Raw genomic sequence first — 18946 nt, forward strand, 5'->3', positions numbered from 1 at the left:
CACCCCGCGGACGTCAGGCATGACAGGAAGGTTCCCCTGCTGTCACACCCGGTGGTTGCATGGCTATGCGCGGTGAGCAATAGTCATGTCCGGAGTCGGTGAGGGGGAGGACGCCCGTGGCGGTCGTCGAGTTCGCGCAGTGGCAGGCGTCGGCGTCGCCGACCGCGCGCCGGTTGCGCGAGGGTGCTGGGCTGCTGTCCGCGATGCTGCCCAGCGGCACGCCGGTCGCGGTGCCGGTGATGGAAGCCACCGGGGTCACCGGCGAGGGGGTGCACCACGTCGACGTGCTGGCCGCGAACCTCGCCGCCGCGCGGGTGGCGGTCGCCCAGGCGGGCGGCGGTCCGCTGATCACCGTCGGTGGCGACTGCGGCGTGGACCTCGCGCCGGTGGAGGCGGCGCACCGCCGCTACGGCGCGGGCTTGGCGGTGGTGTGGTTCGACGCGCACGCCGATCTGAACACGCCGCGGTCCTCGCCGTCGGGGGCGTTCAACGGCATGGTGCTGCGCACGCTGCTGGGCGAGGGCCCGTCCGGGTTGCTGCCGGAGAACCCGCTGGCCCCGTCGCAGGTCGTGCTGGCCGGGACCCGGGACCTCGACCGGGGCGAGATCGACTGCATCGACGCGCGCGGGATCGCGGTGGTGCCGCCGGAGCAGGTGGCGCGCCCGGACGCGGTGGGCGACGCGGTGCGGGCGGGGACCACGGCGGTGCACCTGCACGTGGACCTCGACGTGCTGGATCCGGACATCGTCGGCTCGGTGGGCACGCCGGTGCCCGGCGGGTTGACGGCCGACGAGCTGCTGTCGTCCGTCGCGGCGCTGGCCGCCCGGTTCGCGGTCGCCGGGCTGACGATCGCCGAGTACCAGCCGACGGATTCGCGCGACCAGGACCTGCTGACCGGGCTGGTGCCGAAGCTGGTGTGCTCGGCCGGGCTGGCGTAGCGGCGGGTCAGGACAGCGCGACGTAGACCAGGCCGCAGAGCGCGACCAGGCAGGCCAGCGCGGTCAGCGCCGCGGGCAGCCTGCCGTCGGGCAGCGGCTGGTCGGCGCGCACGCTGCGGTCGACGCGGAGGTGCCTGCGCCAGGCGAAGCCGGCCACGCCGACGGCCAGCGGCAGGGTCGCTGCCGCGCAGAGGGCGGCGGCGAGGGCGCTGACGTGCACGATGAACCGCAGGAACACCAGCATCCCGACGGTGAAGGCCAGCGCGGTGCGCAGCCAGGCGAGCGTGGTGCGCTCCACCTGGAGCCCGGGGTCCCAGGGTCCGAGCACGTCAGAACCCGGTGACCAGCAGCAGCACGCAGGCGGCCAGCCCGATGACGCCGAGCCCGTAGCCCAGCACCGGGGCGAGCCGGGGCGCGGGCAGCGGGCCGCCCCGGCGCAGCGCGCGTTCGGTGTTCATCCAGCGGGTGAACGCGGTGGCGGCGCACAGCACCCCGCCGAGCAGCAGCAGCACGGCCAGGGCGGTGCGCAGCGGTTCGGGCGCGGGGCTGACCGCGTTGAGCGCTTCGACGCCGACCCCGGCGGCCATGAGCGCGAGCGCGGTGCGGATCCACGCCAGGAAGGTGCGCTCGTTGGCCAGGGTGAAGCGGGCGTCGGGTTCCTCGCCGGACTCGTAGAGCCGCCGTGGCCAGCGGGAACCGGATGGTGCGTCGGACATGCCCCCACGCTAGCCGTACCGGTGCCGGGCCTCGGCCCGGCACCGGAACCGGTCAGAAGGCGAAGACCTCGCCGGTGCTCGACGTCGCGACGCAGTCGTTGGAGAAGGTCTGCTCGAACGAGACCGGCTTGCCGCGCCAGGTGCCCTGGGCGGTGACCGTCACCGGCTGGTAGATCAGCGGGCACATCTGTGCGGGGCGGGACTCGGCCAGCGCGGTGAGGTCGCCCCGCACCCCGGCCAGGTCGGTGCAGGCCGCCTCGGCGTTGGGGTGGGTGCCGCCCGCCGGGTCGCAGGTGAGCAGGGCGGTCCGGGATGCCGCGCCGGGCTCCGCGGTGCTGCCGACCGCCTCGCCGTGCACGGCGAGGCGCAGCGCGCTGATCGGTTCGGGGGACGCCGCCGCCGGTGCGGCGACGGCGCCGGCGAGCGCCGCCGTGGCGAGCAGCGTGCGGCCGATCAGCCGTGGTGCAGGCATGTCGTGGTTCCTCCAGGTCGATGTGAGCGGATTCGCCTCTCCCTATCGCCCCGGCCGCCCACCTCGTCGCAGGAATGTCGCGAGAACACCATTTCGTGTGACGCCCGATCCGGTTTTGGTTACCGGGCGTGCGTGAAATCGGCGGGCCTTCGCTCGAAAGAACCGCTCTCCGGCGAGCGGGCATCGAGTACCTTCCCGGGAGCCGGATGTGATCATCGGCACGGGAGGGAGGACCGATGGCGACGACGCCGTTGGCCCCGGACCGCACCGCCGTGCGGAAGGCGGCGTTCGCCAGCGCCGTCGGCAACACGATCGAGCTCTACGACTTCCTGATCTACGGCACCGCCGCCGCGGTGGTGTTCAACCACCTGTTCTTCCCCGCCGGCGATCCGTGGGTCGGTGCGCTGCTGGCCTTCGCCACCTTCGGCGCCGGGTTCTTCGCCCGCCCGCTCGGGGCCGCGGTCATCGGCCACTTCGGCGACCTCGTCGGCCGCAAGCGGATGCTGGTGATCACGCTCAGCGTCACCGGGGCGTGCACCGCGGCGATCGGCGTGCTGCCGACCTACCAGGAGGTCGGGGTGTGGGCACCGCTGATGCTGGTGGCGTTGCGCCTGGTGCAGGGCTTCTTCCTCGGCGGTGAGCAGGGCGGTGCGGTGCTGATGGCCGTGGAGCACGCGCCGCCGCACCGGCACGGCTGGTACGGCGGGTGGACGTTCCTCGGGTCACCGGCCGGGATGTTCCTGGCCACCGGCGTGTTCGCGGCGGCGGGCGCGGTCTCCGGCGACCAGTTCCTGGTGTGGGGCTGGCGGATCCCGTTCCTGCTCAGCCTGGTCCTCGTCGGGGTCGGTCTCTACGTGCGGCTGCGGCTGGCCGAGAGCCCGGAGTTCGCCCGCATCCGGGAACGCGGCGAGCGCGCCCGCACCCCGGTGGCCGAGGTGTTCACCGGGGCCTGGCGGCAGGTCCTGCTCGCCGCCGGGGTCAACCTCGGCTTCAACACGTTCATCTTCATCCTCACCACGTTCCTGCTGACCTACGGCACCGAGGCGCTCGGCGCCCCGCGCGACCTGATGTTGCTGGCCAGCCTGTGCGGGTCGGCCGCGCAGATCGCCGGGATCCTGCTGTTCGCGCACCTGTCGGACCGGCTCGGCCGGACCCGGGTGATGCTCGGCGGCGGGATCTTCCTCGCGCTCTACGCGCTGCCGATGTTCCTCCTGCTCGACACCGCCGAACCGGCGCTGATCGTGCTGGCGATGTGCCTGGGCTACGCTGGATCGGCCGCGGTGTTCGGCCCGATGGCGGCGTTCTGCGCGGAGCTGTTCCCGACCCGGGTCCGCTACACCGGGGTGTCGCTGGGGTACCAGAGCGGGTCGGTGCTCGGCGGTGGGCTCTCGCCGTTCGTGGCGACGGCGCTGCTCGGCGTCGCGGGCGGGGCGTCCTGGCCGATCGCCGCCTACCTCGTCGGCGGGGCGCTGGTCACCGTGGTGTGCCTGGTCATCACGGGCGATCCGCGGCGCTGGGCCCGGGAGTGACCGGCCACCGACCCGGTGCGGTCAGACGTGGTCCCGGATGACCCCGTTCACGGCCTGCTGGAAACCGTTGACCAGCACCTGGATGGTCAGCGGCCGGAGCTGGTCGGTGACCTCGCGGACCCGCTCGCGCTCCTGCTCGGGACGGCCGGCCTCGACGTAGGGGCGCAGCACGTTGGCGACGAACAGCTCGCGCAGCTCGGTGGCGATCTGGGTGGTGTGGGAGTCGACGATCTCCTTGGCGCGCACCAGCATGTCCAGCGGCAGCCCGAGGTCCAGGATCTGCAGGCCGAAGCCGAGCATCGCCGGGTTGGGCAGCCGCAGCCGCTCGTCGTCGGGGAGGCGGGCCAGCACGCCGAGTTCCACGAGCTGGTCGATCCGGTCGTCGTCGAGGTGCCTGCCGCAGCGGCGGTCGAGCTCGTGGCGGTCGAGGTCCTCGCTGTGCTCGTCGGTCCACGGCGCGATCAGCGCGCGGTGCAGCGCCAGCTCGTCGGGACCGGCGTCGGCGGGGATGCGCTCCAGGTGCCGCTCGATCGCCGACAGCGTGAACCCCAGCGCCTGCAGGTCCCGGACGAGGTCGAGCCGGGCCAGGTGATCGGCGCCGTAGACGCCGAGCCTGCCGCGCAGCCGGGGCGGGGGCAGCAGCCCGCGCGAGGCGTAGAACCGCACCGTGCGCACGGTGATCCCGGCGCGCTGGGCCAGTTCGTCGATGGTCAGCTCGGCGTCGGCGGTACGGAGCATGGCCGCCACGCTACTCCTTGACCGCTGTGACACCAACGGTGTAACACTGATCGCGTCGCATCGGTGCGGACCGGAGGTGGGCGATGGGCGGCGGACCGCTGGCCGGGATCAAGGTCGTGGAGCTGGCCGGGATCGGTCCCGCCCCGTTCTGCGCGATGCTGCTCGCCGACCTGGGCGCCGACGTCGTCCGCGTCGACCGGCCCGGCGCGGGCAGCGACCGCCACGACCTGCTCAACCGGGGCAAGCGCTCGGTGGTCGTGGACCTCAAGCAGGAGCGCGGTGCCGCCGCCGTGCGGGCCCTCGCCGCCCGCGCCGACGTCCTGCTCGAAGGGCTGCGGCCCGGGGTGGCCGAACGCCTCGGCGTCGGCCCGCGGGACTGCACCCGGGACAACCCGGCGCTGGTCTACGGGCGGATGACCGGGTGGGGGCAGGACGGCCCGCTGGCCAGCACCGCCGGGCACGACGTGGACTACATCGCGCTGACCGGGATGCTGCACGCGATCGGCCGCGAAGGCGGGCCGCCGCAGGTCCCGGCGAACCTGCTCGGCGACTTCGGCGGCGGCGCGCTGTACCTGGCCGTCGGGGTGCTCGCCGCGCTGCTGGAAGCCCGCGGCAGCGGTCGCGGGCAGGTCGTCGACGCCGCGATCGTCGACGGCGCCGCGCACCTCGGGTCGATGCTGTTCGGCTTCCTGGCCGCGGGCGGCTGGAGCACCCGGCGCGGCACCAACCTGCTCGACACCGGGGCGCCCCACTACGACGTCTACGAGACCGCCGACGGCGAGCACGTCGCGGTCGGCGCGCTGGAACCGCAGTTCTACGCCGCGCTGCTCGACGGGCTCGGGCTCACCGGCGAGGTGCCCGACCGCGACGACCCGGCGAACTGGCCCGCGCTGCGCGAGCGGTTCGCCGCCGAGTTCAGGCGGCGCACCCGGGACGAATGGGCCCAGGTCTTCGCGGGCACCGACGCGTGCGTCGCGCCGGTGCTGTCCATGACCGAAGCCGCCGACCACCCGCACGTGGCGGCCCGCGGCACCCTCACCGAGCGCGACGGGGTCCGCCAGCCCGCCGCCGCACCCCGGTTCAGCCGGACCCCGAACGCGCCACCGGGCCCGGTCGCCGCGCCCGGCGCCCACGCCGCCGAGGTGGCGCGGGACTGGGACGTGCCCGCCGACCTGCTCGATCCGACCCCGGGAGCGTGACCGCATGCGCAGGGAGATCTTCGAACCCGAGCACGACGCCTTCCGCGAGGCGGTGCGGACCTTCATCGGCAAGGAACTCGCCCCGCACGTCGAGCAGTGGGAGCGCGACGGCGTGGTCAGCCGGGAGGCGTGGCGGGCCGCGGGCGCGCAAGGGCTGCTCGGCTTCGCCGTCGAGGAGCGCTACGGCGGGGGCGGCATCGACGACTTCCGGTTCAACACCGTCTTCGACGAGGAGCTCGCCCACGCCGGGATCTCCGGCTTCGGCTCCCCGCTGCACAACGACATCGTGGCGCCCTACCTGACGTCGCTGGCCACCGAGGAGCAGAAGCAGCGCTGGCTGCCCGGGTTCTGCTCCGGCGAGCTGATCACGGCCATCGCGATGACCGAACCCGGCGCGGGCAGCGACCTCCAGGGCATCCGCACCAGCGCGGTCCGCGACGGCGACGACTTCGTGCTCAACGGGCAGAAGACCTTCATCACCAACGGCATCCTCGCCGACCTGGTGATCGTGGTGGCCCGCACCGACCCGGACGCCGGGCACGAGGGGATCAGCCTGCTGGTCGTCGAACGCGGCATGCCCGGCTTCGAACGCGGCCGCAACCTCGACAAGATCGGGATGAAGGCGCAGGACACCGCCGAGCTGTTCTTCACCGACGTGCGCGTCCCGGCCGCCAACCTGCTCGGCGAGCAGGGCCAGGGCTTCATCCACCTGATGCGCAACCTCCCGCAGGAACGGCTGTCCATCGCCGTCGCCGCGGCCGCCGCCGCGGCCACCGTGCTGGAGCTGACCACCGAGCACTGCCGCACCCGCACCGCGTTCGGCCGCCCCATCGGCAAGTTCCAGAACACCCGCTTCGCGCTCGCCGAGATGGCCACCGAGGTGCAGGTGGCCCGCGAGTTCACCGACCGCTGCATCCGCGAGCACGTGCGCGGCGAGCTCGGCGTGGAGCACGCCGCGATGGCCAAGTGGTGGGTCAGCGAGATGAACCAGCGCGTCGTGGACCGCTGCCTGCAACTGCACGGCGGCTACGGCTACATGTCCGAGTACCCGATCGCCAAGGCGTTCCTGGACGCCCGGGTGCAGACCATCTACGGCGGCACCACCGAGATCATGAAGGAGATCATCGGCCGCACCATGGGCTTGTAGCCGCCGCGAGCTGCTCGTCAGCGCCGCGCACCGCCGGTACGCTGCCAGGCACGCCCCGGAGGGGAGACGGCTTTGGACTGGATCGTCGCACCGGACCGCGACGGGCGGGGCCTGCCCGACGTCGTGCCCTCGCTGCTGGGCGCGCTGGGCGTCGACGGGTGCACCGACACCATCGGGTTCCCGGAATGCCGCAGCGCGGCCGTGCTGCTGGTCGACGGGATGGGCTGGGAACTGCTGCGGGAGCACGCCGCCGACGCGCCGTACCTGGCCTCGCTGCTCGGCGCCCCGCCGCTGACCGCCGGATTCCCGACCACCACCGCCACCAGCATCACCTCGCTGGGCACCGGGCGCTGCGCCGGGGAGCACGGCGTCGTCGGCTACACCTTCGCCGAACCCGGCGGCGGCCTGCTGCACCCGCTGAGCTGGTCCACCCACGGCACCGCCGAGGACGCCGCCGGACACCGCCGCAGCCTGCTGCGCCGCTGGCCACCGGAACGCGCCCAACCCGAGCCGACCGCGATGGACCGGGCCGCCGCGGCCGGGATCGACGTCCGCATCGCCGTGCCCGCCGACTTCCACGACACCGGCCTGACCCGGGCCGCCCTGCGCGGCGCCCGGTTCCGCGGCACCCACGCGCTCGGCGACCTGGCCGCCGAGCTGCTCACCGCCCTCCACGCGGACGGGCCCGCGCTCTGCTACGGCTACCACGGCCACCTCGACATGCTCGGCCACCAGCACGGCCCCGGCTCGCTGCCGTGGCGGCTGCAACTCGCACAGGTCGACCGGCTCGTCGCCGCAGTCGCCGAGCGGCTGCCCGCCTCAACCGTGCTGGCCGTGGTCGCCGATCACGGGATGGTCGGCATCGACCGCGAGCAGGTGCTCGACGCCGACCGCGAACCCGCGCTGCGCGAGGGAGTCCGGCTGCTCGGCGGCGAGGTCCGGGCCCGCCACGTCTACGCCGAACCCGGCGCGCGCGAGGACGTCCTCGCCGCCTGGCGCGAGACCATCGGCGACCGGGGCGCGGTGCTCACCGGCGATCAGTCCATCGACGAGGGCTGGTTCGGCCCGGTGGTCACCGACGACGTCCGGCCGCGCATCGGCGACGTGCTCGCGGTGATGCGCGAGTCCGGCGTGATCCGGTCCGCCGTCGAACCCGGTGAGTCCTCGCTGCGCGGGCAGCACGGCTCGCTGACCGCCGCCGAACAGCTCGTGCCGGTGCTCATCGCCGGAGGCCGCGGATGACCGACGCGGGCGTCTTCGGACCGGACACCGTCACCTGGCAGCTGCACGCCGACCCGGCCATGTGGGTCGCCGGGATCGCCAGCCTGCACCTGCAGGCGCTGCACCCGCGCGCGGTCGCCGGGGTGGTGCAGAACTCCCGCTTCCAGGCCGACCCGCTCGGCAGGCTGCTGCGCACCAGCGGTTTCGTCGGCGTCAGCACCTACGGCACCCGCGAGGAGGTCGAGCGGGCCGCGGCGCGGGTGCGCCGCGTGCACCGGGTGCTCACCGCCGTCGACCGGCGCGACGGCAGCACCATCCGGCTCGACGAACCCGACCTGCTGCGCTGGGTGCACTGCGCCGAGGTCGCCATGTTCGCCGCCGTCGTCCGGCGCGCCGGATTCCCGCTCACCGACCGGCTCTGCGACCGCTACTTCGACGAGCAGCGCCGCAGCGCCGCACTCGTCGGGCTCGACCCGGCAGACGTGCCCGGATCCCGCCGGGAGATGGCCGCCTACTTCGCCGAGGTGCGACCGCAGCTGCGGCGCACCGCGGACGCCGACCTCGTGCGCCGCTTCCTGCACCACCCGTTCACCGGGGCCCGCGCGTGGCCGGTGAACCTCGGCTACCGCCCCGTCGGGCACCTGGCGTACTCGGCGCTGCCCGGCTGGGCCCGGCGGCTGCACGGTGAGCGCGCCTACCCGGGGGCGGCCACCACCGCCGGTCTGGTCGCGCTCCGCTCGGCCGGGCTCGCCATCCCCGCCGAGCTCCGGCGCCGCAAGCCGCACGGCCAGCTCCACCGGGCCGTGCGCCGGCTCGGTCCTCACGCCGTGCCCTCCGCCCGTCGGTTGTCCCGGCTGGGCGGATGACAGGAAGGTTCCCCTGCTGTCATGGGTGAGAGGAAGGTTCCCCTGTTGTCACCGGTGAGAGGAAGGTTCCCCTGCTGTCATGGGTGAGAGGAAGGTTCCCCTGCTGTCACCGGTGAGAGGAAGATTCCCCTGCTGTCATCCTCACTGCCGGAGCAGCAGGGAAGAGCCGTCGGTGAAGTCGACCCGCGCGAACGGGGCGCCGCTGAACGTGCGCCCGAGCAGTTCGTCGCGCACGCCGCGCACCACCGACGGCGGCGCTTCCCACCAGGTCACCAGCGATGTCTCCAGCCCGCGCACCGGGGCCGGTGGCGGCAGCCGGTCCGGCGGCACGTCGGTGTACCGGGCCGGGATGACGACGGCGATCCGCTGCGCGGTGGCCACCAGCCAGGCGTAGCCGTTCCCGGCGGTGAGCAGGTCCGCGACCCGCGCGGCGGCGTCTTCGGCGCGGCTCGCCGTGGCCCAGCCGCGCACGCCGTGGTCGTGCACCCACTCGTCGCCCAGGTAGCCGTGCTCGGTGACCAGTTCGGACGGGCGGAGGTAGCTGTCGGAGACCTCCTGGGTGCAGCGCGGCACCGGACCCGGCGGCTCGTGCGGGACGGAGGTCCGCCCGGCCACGGTGGACACCAGGAAGCCGGGCCGCCGTTCGAAGATCCGCTCGAAGGTCTCGCCCGGCCGCAGCCAGGTGTGCTCGGCGACCTGCGCCAGGTCGGCGGGGCGGGCTACCACCGGGCCTCCTCTCCGCGCACGAGGCGCAGGACCCGGTCCGGGTCGGCGCCACCGGGCACGTCCAGTTCGAGCGCGGAGCCGTCGTCGAAACCGATCCGCAGGTACTTCCCGCGGCGGTTCTCGGCGTCGTAGCCGAGCCCGCGGAACGTCCGGTCCACCACGTCGAACCCGGAGATCCGGTCGGTGGCCACGCAACCCCGCTCGACGACCTCCGGGGTCCGAGTCCGCCCCTGGTGGTCGAAGTACCGCCCGCGCGTGTTGTGCGTGGAGCCCAGGGTCCCGGCGAAGTCCTCGGCGAGGTTGTACACCGCGCCCGCGTACGTGCGCACGGCGTCGAAAGCACCGGCGCCGGCGGGGTTCTCGGCAACCTCCAGCACGGCGAGCCGACCCGGTGTCGCGACCACGATGCCCGGATCGCGTCCGGTGATGCCGGTGCCGTCCGTCCCGGTCAGCCGCACCGCGAGCGAATCGACGACGCGGGCCGTGACGATGGCGGACGGTACGGCGCGCTGGTCGGCGTTCTCCTCGGCGTTGAACGAGGACCACGCGCTGAGCCGAGCGGGCATGGCTCCCACCTGGAACGCGGCGCGGGTGAGCAGGTTGCGCTGCTTCTTCCCGTGCTCGGTCAGGCCGCGCACCTCGAACAGCGGTACCCGGAACGGGTCCAGGAACGACCACAGGATCGGCTCGCCCGGTTCGCACCACCACGACCGGGCGCTGAGCACGAGGTGTTCCAGGGACGGGATCATTGCCGGATCAGCAGCGAGGAGCCGTCGGCGAACTCGAGTCGGGCGAACGGAGACCCGGTGAGGGTGCGCCCGTGCCGTTCATCCCTGATGCCGCGCAACACCCCGATCGGCGCTTCCCACCAGGTCGTGAGGTTCGCTTCGGGTATGCGGAGCTTCTCCTTCATCGGTGGCTCCGGCTGGGTCTCGGGACGGGTGTACTCCGGCGCGATGGCGACCGCGATGCGCTGATCGGTGAGCACCAACCAGGCATAGCCGTTGCCCGCTGTGATCATGTCCGCGACAGCCACGGCGGTCTGATCGGGTTGAGCGGCGCTGATCCAGCCGCGGAGCCCGAGGTCGTGCACCCATTCATCACCGAGATGATCGCCGCCCACCACGACGTCCGACGGGTGCCCGAAGGACTCCTTCCTCGGGTGCGGCAGTGCGGGCACCGACGGCGCGGGGGTATGGGGCAGCGCGGTGCGCCCCGCGATGGTCGAAGCGAAGACCCCTTCGTAGTGCGGGAAGACCCGCTGGCAGGTCTCGCCCGGACGCAGCCAGCCCTGAGCGGCGAACGGGGGCTGGCGCAGGCTCGACGGCCCTGCGCTCGGGCTTCCGGAACCGTCGCGCACCATGCGCAGCACCCGCTCGGAATCCGGATTGTCCGCGAGGTGGAGGTCCAGGCAGGAGTCGTCGACGAAGGTGATCCGCAGGTACGTGCCCGCGCGGTTCTCCTCCTCGTAGCCGAGCCGGCGGAACTTGCGCCGAACTACGTCGTAGCCCGCGATCTGGTCGTGCCCGACCCTGGTCTTCTCCACGACCTCGAAGGTCTGGGTCGTGCCGCCGTGGTCGACGGTCCGGCCTCGGAAGTTCGCCGTGCTGTTCATCGTCCCCGCGAAGTCCTCGCCGAGGCGGTACAGCGGCCCGGTGTATTTGGCGACGGCATCCCCGATCTGGTCGAGGACGTCCCGCTTCGCCGGATTTTCGGCTTCGAGCAGCGCGATCCCGTCCCGGGTCGCGATCAGCACGCCGGGGTCGTGTCCCGGTGACCGGTCGCCGTGCTCCGGACACAGCCGCATCGCGAGGCTGTCGGCGCTGCGCGCGGTGATGACGGCGGACGGGCGCATTCGGAAGTCGGCCTGCTCCGCCCACGAGAACGCGGCGCTGATGCGCACCGGCAGGGCTGCGGCCTGGAAGGCGGCACGGGTGAAGAGGCTGCGCTGGTGCGTTCCGTGTTCGCTCAGCCCGCGCACCTCGAACAGCGGCACCCGGTACGGGTCGGTGTAGGCCCACAGGAAGGGCTCATCGCTGCGGTACCGCCACGACCGAGCGCTGAGTACCAGGTAGTCCACGTCGATGTGCATGTGCGAGACCTGATTCGGGGAGCGGGGGCGGGACTTCATCGTATGGCACGACACTAGCGGGTGACTGCCGCGGATCAGGATAGAAACTGTTCTGTTCGCGGGCGCGCTCTTACCGGTCCCGCTCGTCGGATGGGGCGTCCATACCTGTCCATGGGTATGTCGGGTTCGTCTACTGCCGGATCAGTAGCGAGGATCCGTCGCTGAAGTCGAGCTGGGCGAATGGAGATCCGGTGAGGGTCCGCCCGTGCCGTTCATCCCTGATGCCGCGCAACACCCCGACCGGTGCTTCCCACAGGGTGTCGAGGTTCGGTTCGGGATGGCGGATGCCGCGCTCGCGCAAGGGTTTCGGCACGGGACCGGGCGTGGTGTAGTCGGGTGCGATGACGACCGCGATGCGCCGGTTGGTGACGACGAGCCAGCCGTAGCCGTTGGTTGCCGTGATGTTGTCGGTGACCGCGACGGCGCACTGGTCGGACGTCGTGGCATCGAGCCAGCCGCGCAGACTGTGATCGTGGACCCATTCATCGCCGCGATACCGTCCTGCGACGACGAGATCTGACGGATGACCGAAGTCTTCGTCCCGGGGAGCGCAGGACGGCACCGGTGTCAGCGGCTGGTGCGGCAGCACGGTGCGACCGGCAATGGTGGCCCCGAACAGTCCTGGGCGATAAGGGAAGATCCGTTGGAAGTGCTCCCCGGGAGCGAGCCAGCTGTGTTCGGTGACCAGCGGATGTCCGAATCCCGGTGGTCCGGGGCAGGGGCTTCCCGAGCCGTCGCGCGTCATCTGCAGCGCTCGATCCGCGTCGGGGTTGCCCGCCAAGTGCAGGTCCAGGTGGGAATGATCGGTGAAGGTGATGCGCAGGTAGGTTCCTTCGCGATCGTGCTTCTCATGCCCGAGCCAGCGGAACTCGCGCCGAACTACGTCGTAGCCAGCGATCTGTTCGATCGGAATGCTTGCTTTCTCCGCGACCGCGGGTGTGCGGGTCTGCCCGCCGTGGTCGAAATCCCGGCCCTTGTAGTTGACCGTCGAATGCATCGTGCTGGCGAAGTCATTGGCAAGGCGGTAGACGGGTCCGGTGTACTTCTTGATCTGGTCCAGCCAGCCGGAGTCCGCATCGGGGTTCTCGGCGACTTCCAGCAAGGCCAGCCGTTTCGGCGTGGCGACCAGCACGCCGGGGTCTTCCCCGGGCGGGCGGTCCTGGTCCGTGGCGCACAGGCCGACGGCGATGCTGTCGGCACTGCGTGCCGTCACCACCGCCGTCGGCCTGTTGCGCTGGTCGGCTGGTTCGTCGCCCCAGGTGAGCGCGGCATTGATCCGGAGCGGTAGCGCACCGGCCTTGAACGCTGCGCGGGTGAAGAGGCTGCGCTTGTGCCTGCCGTGCTCGTCGAGGCCGTCGACCTCGAACAACGGAGTGTGGAACGGGTCGCTCGAAGCCCATGCGATGGGTTCCTGCTCGCCGCACCACCCAGAGCGCGCGCTCAGGATCAAGTGCTGGGTGCCGTAACTCAAGAGAATGCCCTCGACTGCCTCGCTGGGCTTACCTGGGCGTGCGCTCGGTCGCTAGTGTGGCGCCCAACATCACGAGAATCCCTTTTCCTGCGTAGCGCGCCGTTCCTCCGGTGTGATCTCGCCGTTGATCCGCTGGTCGGCTTCGTTGTACATCGCCTTGGGGATCTGCTTGACGGCCTGTCCTTCGGCGGTCTCGACCACTCCGGCGAGGCCGGCCTTCCACAACTTGTCAGAGCCGCCGAGCACCTCGCCGAACACCTTTCCGCCGATGTTCGCGGCCAATGCCTCCTCGCCGGTCTTGCCCATCCCGCGGCTGCTCATGAACACGTTGCTTGTCTTCGACGTGAAGGTGTTGTTGCCGAGATCCTTGTGACCGGACAGGCGGCTGGTGAGAACCTGGGCCATCTTGCCGCGTTGGCGGATCTGGTTCAGGATCTCTTCGAGCTTCTTCAGCAGCTTGTAGAGCTTGGCCTGGACCTTGGCGACCTGGGTGGCGATGCGGCCGCCGGTGATGCCGACCGAGGCGGTGGTGGTGGCGCCCGCGGCGCCGACGGAGGCGCCCGCGGTGATCCAGGACGCGGCGAGCGCGGCGAGCCACTGGATGATCAGGCTGATGATCAGCTCGGTGATGATGTTGATGAACAGCTCGACGAACATGTCGAAGAGGTCCGCGGCGTTGTCGAGGGCGTCCTTGAGCCCGCGCACGTCCTCGGCCAGCGCCTTGGAGCCGTCACCGAACTCCGTCATCTGCTTGCGGAAGGCGTCGCCGTCGGCGCCGACCCAGCTGGACGCGGTGGCCTCGGCGCGCTGCTTCTCCTGGTCGCCGACCTCGTCGAGCCACTGCGCGACCTGCTCCCAGCCCTTGCCGGTGGCGCGCATCTGCTCGGGGTCGCCGACGGCCTGCTCGGCGATCTCGATCAGCGGGCTCAGCACGATGGAGACCAGGAAGCCCAGGCCGTTGTCGAGGAACGCCTGACCCGGGTTCTGCATCAGTTCGAGCTGCTGCTGGCGGGCCGAGATGACCGCGGATGTCCACTCGGGTGCCGCCGAGCCGTCGGCGAGGTTGCCCGCGTTGGTGTTGAGCGCCGCGTCGCGCACCCCGTAGACGGCATTGGCGCCGCTGGAGCCGCGGGTCAAGATCTGCTCGGCATCGTTCTTGGTGGTCGGCCGGTCCGCGTTGAGGTCCGCGAAGGTGCCGGGTCCGCTCGGGGTCGTCATCCGCCCAGCTCCTGTCCGATCTGGTTCAGCGACTCGCTGATCCGCTGCTCGTTGTCCGCGTAGTCCTTGACGGTGTCGTCCAGGGCCTGCTTGGTGCCGGTCAGGAATTCCTTGGCCTTGCCCGACATCTCCTGGCAGCTCTGGAGCGTCTCGAAGTACTTGTCGCTGAACCCGATGGCGTTGCCGATGGGGCCGAAGCACTGGTCGTCCGTGCGCGCCTGTTCGAGGAGCTGTTCGAGCTGCCCGAACTTGTCCGCCAGGCTCTCGCTGCCCGCGCCGTGCGCGGTCAGCGTCTCCGGGTTCATCTGCAGGTTGCCGCCCACATCGGCCTCCGATCAGCGCGGGAACGAACGGGTCTCATCTTCTCCCGACGCAGCTCCCGGCGCGGCGGTTCCGAGCAATTCGCGGGCTCGGTCGTCGTTGTGTCGTGCGGCACACTGAGGTGGTCGACGCGGGAACCTTGTCGACCTCTTGTATCTATGTTGTCGACGACCTAGTGTTCCCGTGAGCCGGAACAGTGCTTCCGAAGAACGGAAACCGGAGGCTGACGATGCAGACGCTCGATCCCCTCCGCCCCCTCGACCTCGTGGTGCGGCGGTTCCGCGACGTCCTCCCACCCGAGGCCGTGATCACCGACCCGCAGCGGCTGCGCACCTACGAGTGCGACGGGCTGGCCAGCTACCGGGTGGTGCCCGCCGCGGTCGTGCTGCCCGAGACCGCCGAGCAGGTCCGCGGCATCGTCGCGACCTGCGCCGAGCACCAGGTGCCGTTCGTCGCGCGCGGTTCCGGCACCGGCCTGTCCGGCGGCGCCCTCCCGCACGCCGAGGGGGTGCTGGTGGTGACCTCCCGGATGCGCGCCATCCGGGAGATCGACCTGGCCAACGAACGCGCCGTGGTCGAACCCGGCGTGATCAACCTCGACGTCACCGGGGCCGTCGCCGCCGACGGCTACTACTTCGCGCCCGACCCCTCCAGCCAGCAGGTGTGCTCGGTCGGCGGCAACGTCGCGGAGAACTCCGGGGGCGCGCACTGCCTCAAGTACGGGTTCACCACCAACCACGTCCTCGGCCTCGAGGTGGTCACCCCCGACGGCGAGCTGGTGCGGCTCGGCGGCGACGCCCGCGACGCCCCCGGCTACGACTTGCTCGGCGCGTTCATCGGCAGCGAGGGCACCCTCGGCATCGTCACCGGCATCACCGTGCGGCTGATGCGCTCGCCGGAGTCGGTGCGGACGCTGCTCGCCGGGTTCGACTCCACCGACGGGGCCGGGGCCGCGGTCTCGGCGATCATCTCCGCCGGGGTCACCCCCGCCGCCGTCGAGATGATGGACGCGCTGGCCATCGAGGCCGCCGAGCAGGCCGTGGCCTGCGGCTACCCCGAAGGCGCGGGCGCGGTGCTGGTCGTCGAGCTCGACGGTCCGGCCGACGAGGTGGAGCACACCTTCGCCGAGGTCGAGCGGCACTGCCGGGAGCACGGCGCCTTCGAAGTCCGGGTCGCCGCCGACGACGCCGAGCGCGCGATGATCTGGAAGGGGCGCAAATCCGCCTTCGCCGCCGTCGGCCGGATCAGCCCCGACTACATCGTGCAGGACGGGGTGATCCCGCGGACCGCGCTGTCCGAGGTCCTGGGGCGGATCGCCCGGCTCTCCGCCGAATCCGGGGTGCGTGTGGCCAACGTCTTCCACGCCGGGGACGGCAACCTGCACCCGCTGGTGCTCTTCGACGGTGCCGAACCGGGTGCCGCCGAACGCGCCGAAGAGGTCTCCGGCGCCATCCTCGACCTGTGCATCGAGCACGGCGGCTCGATCACCGGCGAGCACGGCGTCGGCGCCGACAAGGTCAAGTACATGGGGCGGATGTTCACCCCCGACGACCTCGACACCATGCAGCGGGTGCGCTGCGCCTTCGACCCGGCCGGGATCTGCAACCCCGGCAAGGTCTTCCCGACCCCCAGGCTGTGCGGCGAGGTCCCCGGACCGCGCCGCGGCGTGCACCCCCTCACCGAAGCCGGATTGGCGGACCAGTTCTGATGAGCACCACACGGGACGCCCTGGTCGCCGCGCTCGGCACCGACCGGGTGCGCGACGCGGGCCCGGACGACGAGGTGGCCGGGGCGCGGCCGCGGTGGGTCGCCTCGGTGGACTCCACCGCGAGCACCGCGCAGGCGATGACCGTCGCCGCCGAGCACGGTTTGCGGGTGGTCGCGCGCGGCTCCGGCAGCGCGCTCGACCGCGGCGGACCACCGACCGGCCTCGACCTGCTGCTGGACCTGTCCGCGGCCACCGGCGTCGTCGAGCACGCCGCCGGCGACCTCGTGGTCCGCGTCGCCGCGGGCACCCCGCTGGCCGAGGTGCAGCGCGTGGTCGGCGCCGCCGGACAGCAGCTCGCCCTCGACGCCCCCGCGCCGACCAGCACCATCGGCGGCATCATCGCCACCGGCGCCGCCGGCCCGGGCGCGCACCTCTACGGCGGCGTCCGCGACCTGCTCATCGGCATCACCGCCGTGCGCGCCGACGGCACCCCGACCACCTCCGGCGGCAAGGTCGTCAAGAACGTCGCGGGCTACGACCTCGGCAAGCTCTACACCGGGTCGTTCGGCACCCTCGGGGTGATCACCGAAGCCGTGTTCCGGCTGCACCCGCTGGCCGCCGAGCACCGCTGGATCCGCGCCCGCACCACCGACCCGGGCGGCGCCACCGCGCTGCTGCGGCGCTCCCAGGCCGTGCCCACCGCCATCGAACTCGACCGGCCCGACCCGCACGGCCCCACCGAGGTCTGCGCGCACCTCGAAGGCGGCTCCGGCGCCACCGACGCCCGGGCCCGCGCGCTGGCCGCCGAACTCGGCCCCGACGCCGAAGTGCTCGACCGCGCCCCCGACTGGTGGGGCGCGCCGCTCACCGGCACCGCCCTGCGGCTCGGCGCCGCACCCGCCCGGCTGGGCGCCCTGCTCGACGACCTCGCCGCGCTCGCCCCGGAGGCCGCCGTGCGCGGCTCCGCCGGACGCGGCGTGCTGCACGCCGGACTGCCCGGCACCACCGACCTCGCCGCGCGGGTCGGCGCGCTCCGGGACCGCTGCGACTACGTCGTCGTCGAACGCGGCCCGCACGCCGACGTCGACCCGTGGGGCCCGATCGCACCCGGCGCGCTCGCCCTGATGCGCCGCACCAAGGACCAGTTCGACCCGGAGCACCGGCTGGCCCCCGGCCGGTTCGTCGGAGGGATCTGACATGACCGACGCCTTCCACGCCGCCAGCAAGGGCGAGCTCATCGACGACTGCGTGCACTGCGGGTTCTGCCTGCCGTCCTGCCCCACCTACGAGCTGTGGGGCGAGGAGATGGACTCGCCGCGCGGGCGGATCCACCTCATGAAGCAAGGGCTCGAAGGCGAACCGCTGACCGACAACGTCGTCGAGCACTACGACGCCTGCCTCGGCTGCATGGCCTGCGTGACCGCCTGCCCCTCCGGCGTCCAGTACGGCGCGCTGATCACCGACACCCGCGCCGAGGTCGAACGCCACCACCGGCGGTCGCGCTGGGAACGGGTGCTGCGCGGCGGCATCTTCGCGCTGTTCCCGCACCCGAAGCGGCTGCGCGCGCTGCGCGGTCCGCTCGCCCTCTACCAGCGGCTCGGGATCGGCCGGCTGCTGCACCGCTCCGGCCTGCTGCGGCGGCTGCCCGCCCAGTTGCAGGTGATGGAATCGCTGGCACCGCCGGTCGGCCGCACCCCCCGCCTCGGCCACCGGGTGCCCGCGCGCGGGCCGAAGCGCGCGGTCGTCGGCATGATCACCGGCTGCGTGCAGAGCGCGTTCTTCCCCGACGTCAACGCCGCCACCGCGCGCGTCCTCGCCGCCGAGGGCTGCGACGTCGTCATCCCGCCCGCCCAGGGCTGCTGCGGTGCGCTCAGCGAGCACTCCGGCCGGGAGGAGGAGGCGATCCGGTTCGCCCGCGCCCTGCTCGACACCTTCGACCGCGCCGACGTCGACCACGTCGTGATCAACTCCGCCGGCTGCGGCTCCACCCTCAAGGAGTACCCGCGGCTGCTGCGCGACGATCCCGCCTACCGGGAGAAGGCCGAGCGGTTCTCCGCCAAGGTGCGCGACATCGCCGAGCTGCTCGTCGAACTCGGCCCCGTCGCGCAGCGCCACCCGCTGCCCGTCGAGATCGCCTACCACGACGCCTGCCACCTCGCCCACGGCCAAGGCATCCGGTCCCAGCCGCGGGAGCTGCTGCGCGGCATCCCCGGGCTCGAACTCCGCGAGATCAACCGCGCCGAGCTGTGCTGCGGCTCGGCCGGGGTCTACAACCTGCTGCAACCCGGGCCCGCCCGCGAACTCGGCGACCGCAAGGCCGACAACGTGCTGCGCACCGGCGCCCAGCTGCTCGTCACGGCCAACCCCGGGTGCTCGATGCAGATCCGCACCGCTCTGGAGCGGCGGGAGGAGCAGCTCGCCATGGCCCACACCGTCGAGGTCCTCGACGCCTCCCTCCGCGGCCTTGGCGTGTCTGGGTTGCTCGGGCGGGGATGACAGCAGGGGAACTTTCCTCCCACCGGTGACAGCAGGGGAACCTTCCTGT

At 72.4% G+C, this 18946-nt stretch carries 19 protein-coding genes; 9 read left to right on the forward strand and 10 right to left on the reverse strand.

Features of this window, described 5'->3' with window-relative positions; all coding sequences use genetic code 11:
• The first annotated feature begins 116 nt into the window (after positions 1-116).
• On the forward strand, positions 117-938 hold the full coding sequence (locus ABD976_RS25485; protein ID WP_345367534.1) for an arginase family protein: 822 nt from the start codon (positions 117-119) through the stop codon (positions 936-938).
• 7 nt (positions 939-945) lie between these two features.
• Here ABD976_RS25485 and ABD976_RS25490 read toward each other — a convergent pair whose 3' ends face one another.
• Genes ABD976_RS25490 through ABD976_RS25500 form a run of 3 tightly spaced genes read right to left on the reverse strand, consistent with a single transcriptional unit; the run spans position 946 to position 2126 of the window.
• A complete protein-coding gene (locus ABD976_RS25490) occupies positions 946-1266 on the reverse strand; it encodes a YidH family protein (protein WP_345367536.1) in 321 nt (106 codons plus the stop codon).
• A gap of 1 nt (position 1267) precedes the next feature.
• Entirely contained in the window at positions 1268-1654 is a 387-nt protein-coding gene (locus ABD976_RS25495; protein WP_345367538.1) for a YidH family protein, read from the reverse strand.
• 52 nt (positions 1655-1706) lie between these two features.
• Complete coding sequence (locus ABD976_RS25500; RefSeq protein WP_345367540.1) at positions 1707-2126, reverse strand: subtilase-type protease inhibitor; 420 nt, start codon at positions 2124-2126, stop codon at positions 1707-1709.
• Positions 2127-2362: 236 nt separating this feature from the next.
• On the opposite strand from ABD976_RS25500, the gene ABD976_RS25505 reads away from it, so the two are divergent.
• Entirely contained in the window at positions 2363-3655 is a 1293-nt protein-coding gene (locus ABD976_RS25505) for an MFS transporter (RefSeq protein WP_345367542.1), read from the forward strand.
• A gap of 21 nt (positions 3656-3676) precedes the next feature.
• On the opposite strand, the gene ABD976_RS25510 is transcribed toward ABD976_RS25505, so the two are convergent.
• Complete coding sequence (locus ABD976_RS25510) at positions 3677-4393, reverse strand: MerR family transcriptional regulator (RefSeq protein WP_345367544.1); 717 nt, start codon at positions 4391-4393, stop codon at positions 3677-3679.
• 83 nt (positions 4394-4476) lie between these two features.
• On the opposite strand from ABD976_RS25510, the gene ABD976_RS25515 reads away from it, so the two are divergent.
• The 4 genes from ABD976_RS25515 (at position 4477) to ABD976_RS25530 (ending at position 8826) form a co-directional block, all read left to right on the forward strand.
• Positions 4477-5592, forward strand: a complete 1116-nt coding sequence (locus ABD976_RS25515) for a CaiB/BaiF CoA transferase family protein (RefSeq protein ID WP_345367546.1) — start codon at positions 4477-4479, stop codon at positions 5590-5592.
• A gap of 4 nt (positions 5593-5596) precedes the next feature.
• Positions 5597-6739: an acyl-CoA dehydrogenase family protein gene (locus ABD976_RS25520; protein ID WP_345367548.1), complete on the forward strand. Its 1143-nt coding sequence runs from the start codon at positions 5597-5599 to the stop codon at positions 6737-6739.
• Positions 6740-6811: 72 nt separating this feature from the next.
• Positions 6812-7981: an alkaline phosphatase family protein gene (locus ABD976_RS25525; RefSeq protein WP_345367550.1), complete on the forward strand. Its 1170-nt coding sequence runs from the start codon at positions 6812-6814 to the stop codon at positions 7979-7981.
• Complete coding sequence (locus ABD976_RS25530) at positions 7978-8826, forward strand: oxygenase MpaB family protein (RefSeq protein ID WP_345367552.1); 849 nt, start codon at positions 7978-7980, stop codon at positions 8824-8826. Before ABD976_RS25525 ends, ABD976_RS25530 begins: the two co-directional genes overlap by 4 nt.
• Positions 8827-8967: 141 nt before the next feature.
• On the opposite strand, the gene ABD976_RS25535 is transcribed toward ABD976_RS25530, so the two are convergent.
• The 6 genes from ABD976_RS25535 to ABD976_RS25560 all read right to left on the reverse strand — a co-directional run bounded on the left by ABD976_RS25535 (position 8968) and on the right by ABD976_RS25560 (position 14695).
• On the reverse strand, positions 8968-9552 hold the full coding sequence (locus ABD976_RS25535) for a hypothetical protein (RefSeq protein WP_345367554.1): 585 nt from the start codon (positions 9550-9552) through the stop codon (positions 8968-8970).
• Positions 9546-10301, reverse strand: coding sequence for a hypothetical protein (locus ABD976_RS25540; RefSeq protein ID WP_345367556.1), 756 nt, complete (start codon positions 10299-10301; stop codon positions 9546-9548). The genes ABD976_RS25535 and ABD976_RS25540 overlap by 7 nt, the downstream gene beginning before the upstream one ends.
• Positions 10298-11644 carry a hypothetical protein gene (locus ABD976_RS25545; RefSeq protein WP_345367558.1) on the reverse strand — a complete coding sequence of 449 codons (1347 nt, stop codon included), beginning with the start codon at positions 11642-11644 and terminating at the stop codon, positions 10298-10300. The genes ABD976_RS25540 and ABD976_RS25545 overlap by 4 nt, the downstream gene beginning before the upstream one ends.
• Positions 11645-11813: 169 nt before the next feature.
• A complete protein-coding gene (locus ABD976_RS25550; RefSeq protein WP_345367560.1) occupies positions 11814-13052 on the reverse strand; it encodes a hypothetical protein in 1239 nt (412 codons plus the stop codon).
• A 171-nt stretch (positions 13053-13223) separates the two neighbouring features.
• Positions 13224-14372, reverse strand: a complete 1149-nt coding sequence (locus tag ABD976_RS25555) for a WXG100 family type VII secretion target (RefSeq protein WP_345367562.1) — start codon at positions 14370-14372, stop codon at positions 13224-13226.
• The gene (locus ABD976_RS25560) at positions 14369-14695 is read right to left on the reverse strand and encodes a hypothetical protein (RefSeq protein ID WP_345367564.1); all 327 of its coding nucleotides are present in this window, start codon (positions 14693-14695) and stop codon (positions 14369-14371) included. Before ABD976_RS25560 ends, ABD976_RS25555 begins: the two co-directional genes overlap by 4 nt.
• A 227-nt stretch (positions 14696-14922) precedes the next feature.
• Between ABD976_RS25560 and ABD976_RS25565 the strand changes: the two genes are divergently transcribed.
• Genes ABD976_RS25565 through ABD976_RS25575 form a run of 3 tightly spaced genes read left to right on the forward strand, consistent with a single transcriptional unit; the run spans position 14923 to position 18897 of the window.
• Positions 14923-16401 (forward strand): FAD-linked oxidase C-terminal domain-containing protein, encoded by a 1479-nt coding sequence (locus ABD976_RS25565; protein ID WP_345367566.1) that lies wholly within the window; start codon positions 14923-14925, stop codon positions 16399-16401.
• Positions 16401-17597, forward strand: a complete 1197-nt coding sequence (locus tag ABD976_RS25570; protein ID WP_345367568.1) for an FAD-binding oxidoreductase — start codon at positions 16401-16403, stop codon at positions 17595-17597. The genes ABD976_RS25565 and ABD976_RS25570 overlap by 1 nt, the downstream gene beginning before the upstream one ends.
• A 1-nt stretch (position 17598) precedes the next feature.
• Positions 17599-18897 (forward strand): (Fe-S)-binding protein, encoded by a 1299-nt coding sequence (locus tag ABD976_RS25575; protein ID WP_345367570.1) that lies wholly within the window; start codon positions 17599-17601, stop codon positions 18895-18897.
• Positions 18898-18946 lie beyond the last annotated feature (49 nt).

The organism is Saccharopolyspora cebuensis, from assembly GCF_039542665.1.
Lineage (GTDB): Bacteria > Actinomycetota > Actinomycetes > Mycobacteriales > Pseudonocardiaceae > Saccharopolyspora > Saccharopolyspora cebuensis.

Bases quoted from the DNA above. Each gene is read 5' to 3' on its own strand.
- ABD976_RS25495 (WP_345367538.1), bottom strand. From the start codon at position 1,654: ATGTCCGACGCACCATCCGGTTCCCGCTGGCCACGGCGGCTCTACGAG.
- ABD976_RS25500 (WP_345367540.1), bottom strand. From the start codon at position 2,126: ATGCCTGCACCACGGCTGATCGGCCGCACGCTGCTCGCCACGGCGGCG.
- ABD976_RS25505 (WP_345367542.1), top strand. From the start codon at position 2,363: ATGGCGACGACGCCGTTGGCCCCGGACCGCACCGCCGTGCGGAAGGCG.
- ABD976_RS25510 (WP_345367544.1), bottom strand. From the start codon at position 4,393: ATGCTCCGTACCGCCGACGCCGAGCTGACCATCGACGAACTGGCCCAG.
- ABD976_RS25515 (WP_345367546.1), top strand. From the start codon at position 4,477: ATGGGCGGCGGACCGCTGGCCGGGATCAAGGTCGTGGAGCTGGCCGGG.
- ABD976_RS25520 (WP_345367548.1), top strand. From the start codon at position 5,597: ATGCGCAGGGAGATCTTCGAACCCGAGCACGACGCCTTCCGCGAGGCG.
- ABD976_RS25530 (WP_345367552.1), top strand. From the start codon at position 7,978: ATGACCGACGCGGGCGTCTTCGGACCGGACACCGTCACCTGGCAGCTG.
- ABD976_RS25540 (WP_345367556.1), bottom strand. From the start codon at position 10,301: ATGATCCCGTCCCTGGAACACCTCGTGCTCAGCGCCCGGTCGTGGTGG.
- ABD976_RS25545 (WP_345367558.1), bottom strand. From the start codon at position 11,644: ATGCACATCGACGTGGACTACCTGGTACTCAGCGCTCGGTCGTGGCGG.
- ABD976_RS25555 (WP_345367562.1), bottom strand. From the start codon at position 14,372: ATGACGACCCCGAGCGGACCCGGCACCTTCGCGGACCTCAACGCGGAC.
- ABD976_RS25565 (WP_345367566.1), top strand. From the start codon at position 14,923: ATGCAGACGCTCGATCCCCTCCGCCCCCTCGACCTCGTGGTGCGGCGG.
- ABD976_RS25570 (WP_345367568.1), top strand. From the start codon at position 16,401: ATGAGCACCACACGGGACGCCCTGGTCGCCGCGCTCGGCACCGACCGG.
- ABD976_RS25575 (WP_345367570.1), top strand. From the start codon at position 17,599: ATGACCGACGCCTTCCACGCCGCCAGCAAGGGCGAGCTCATCGACGAC.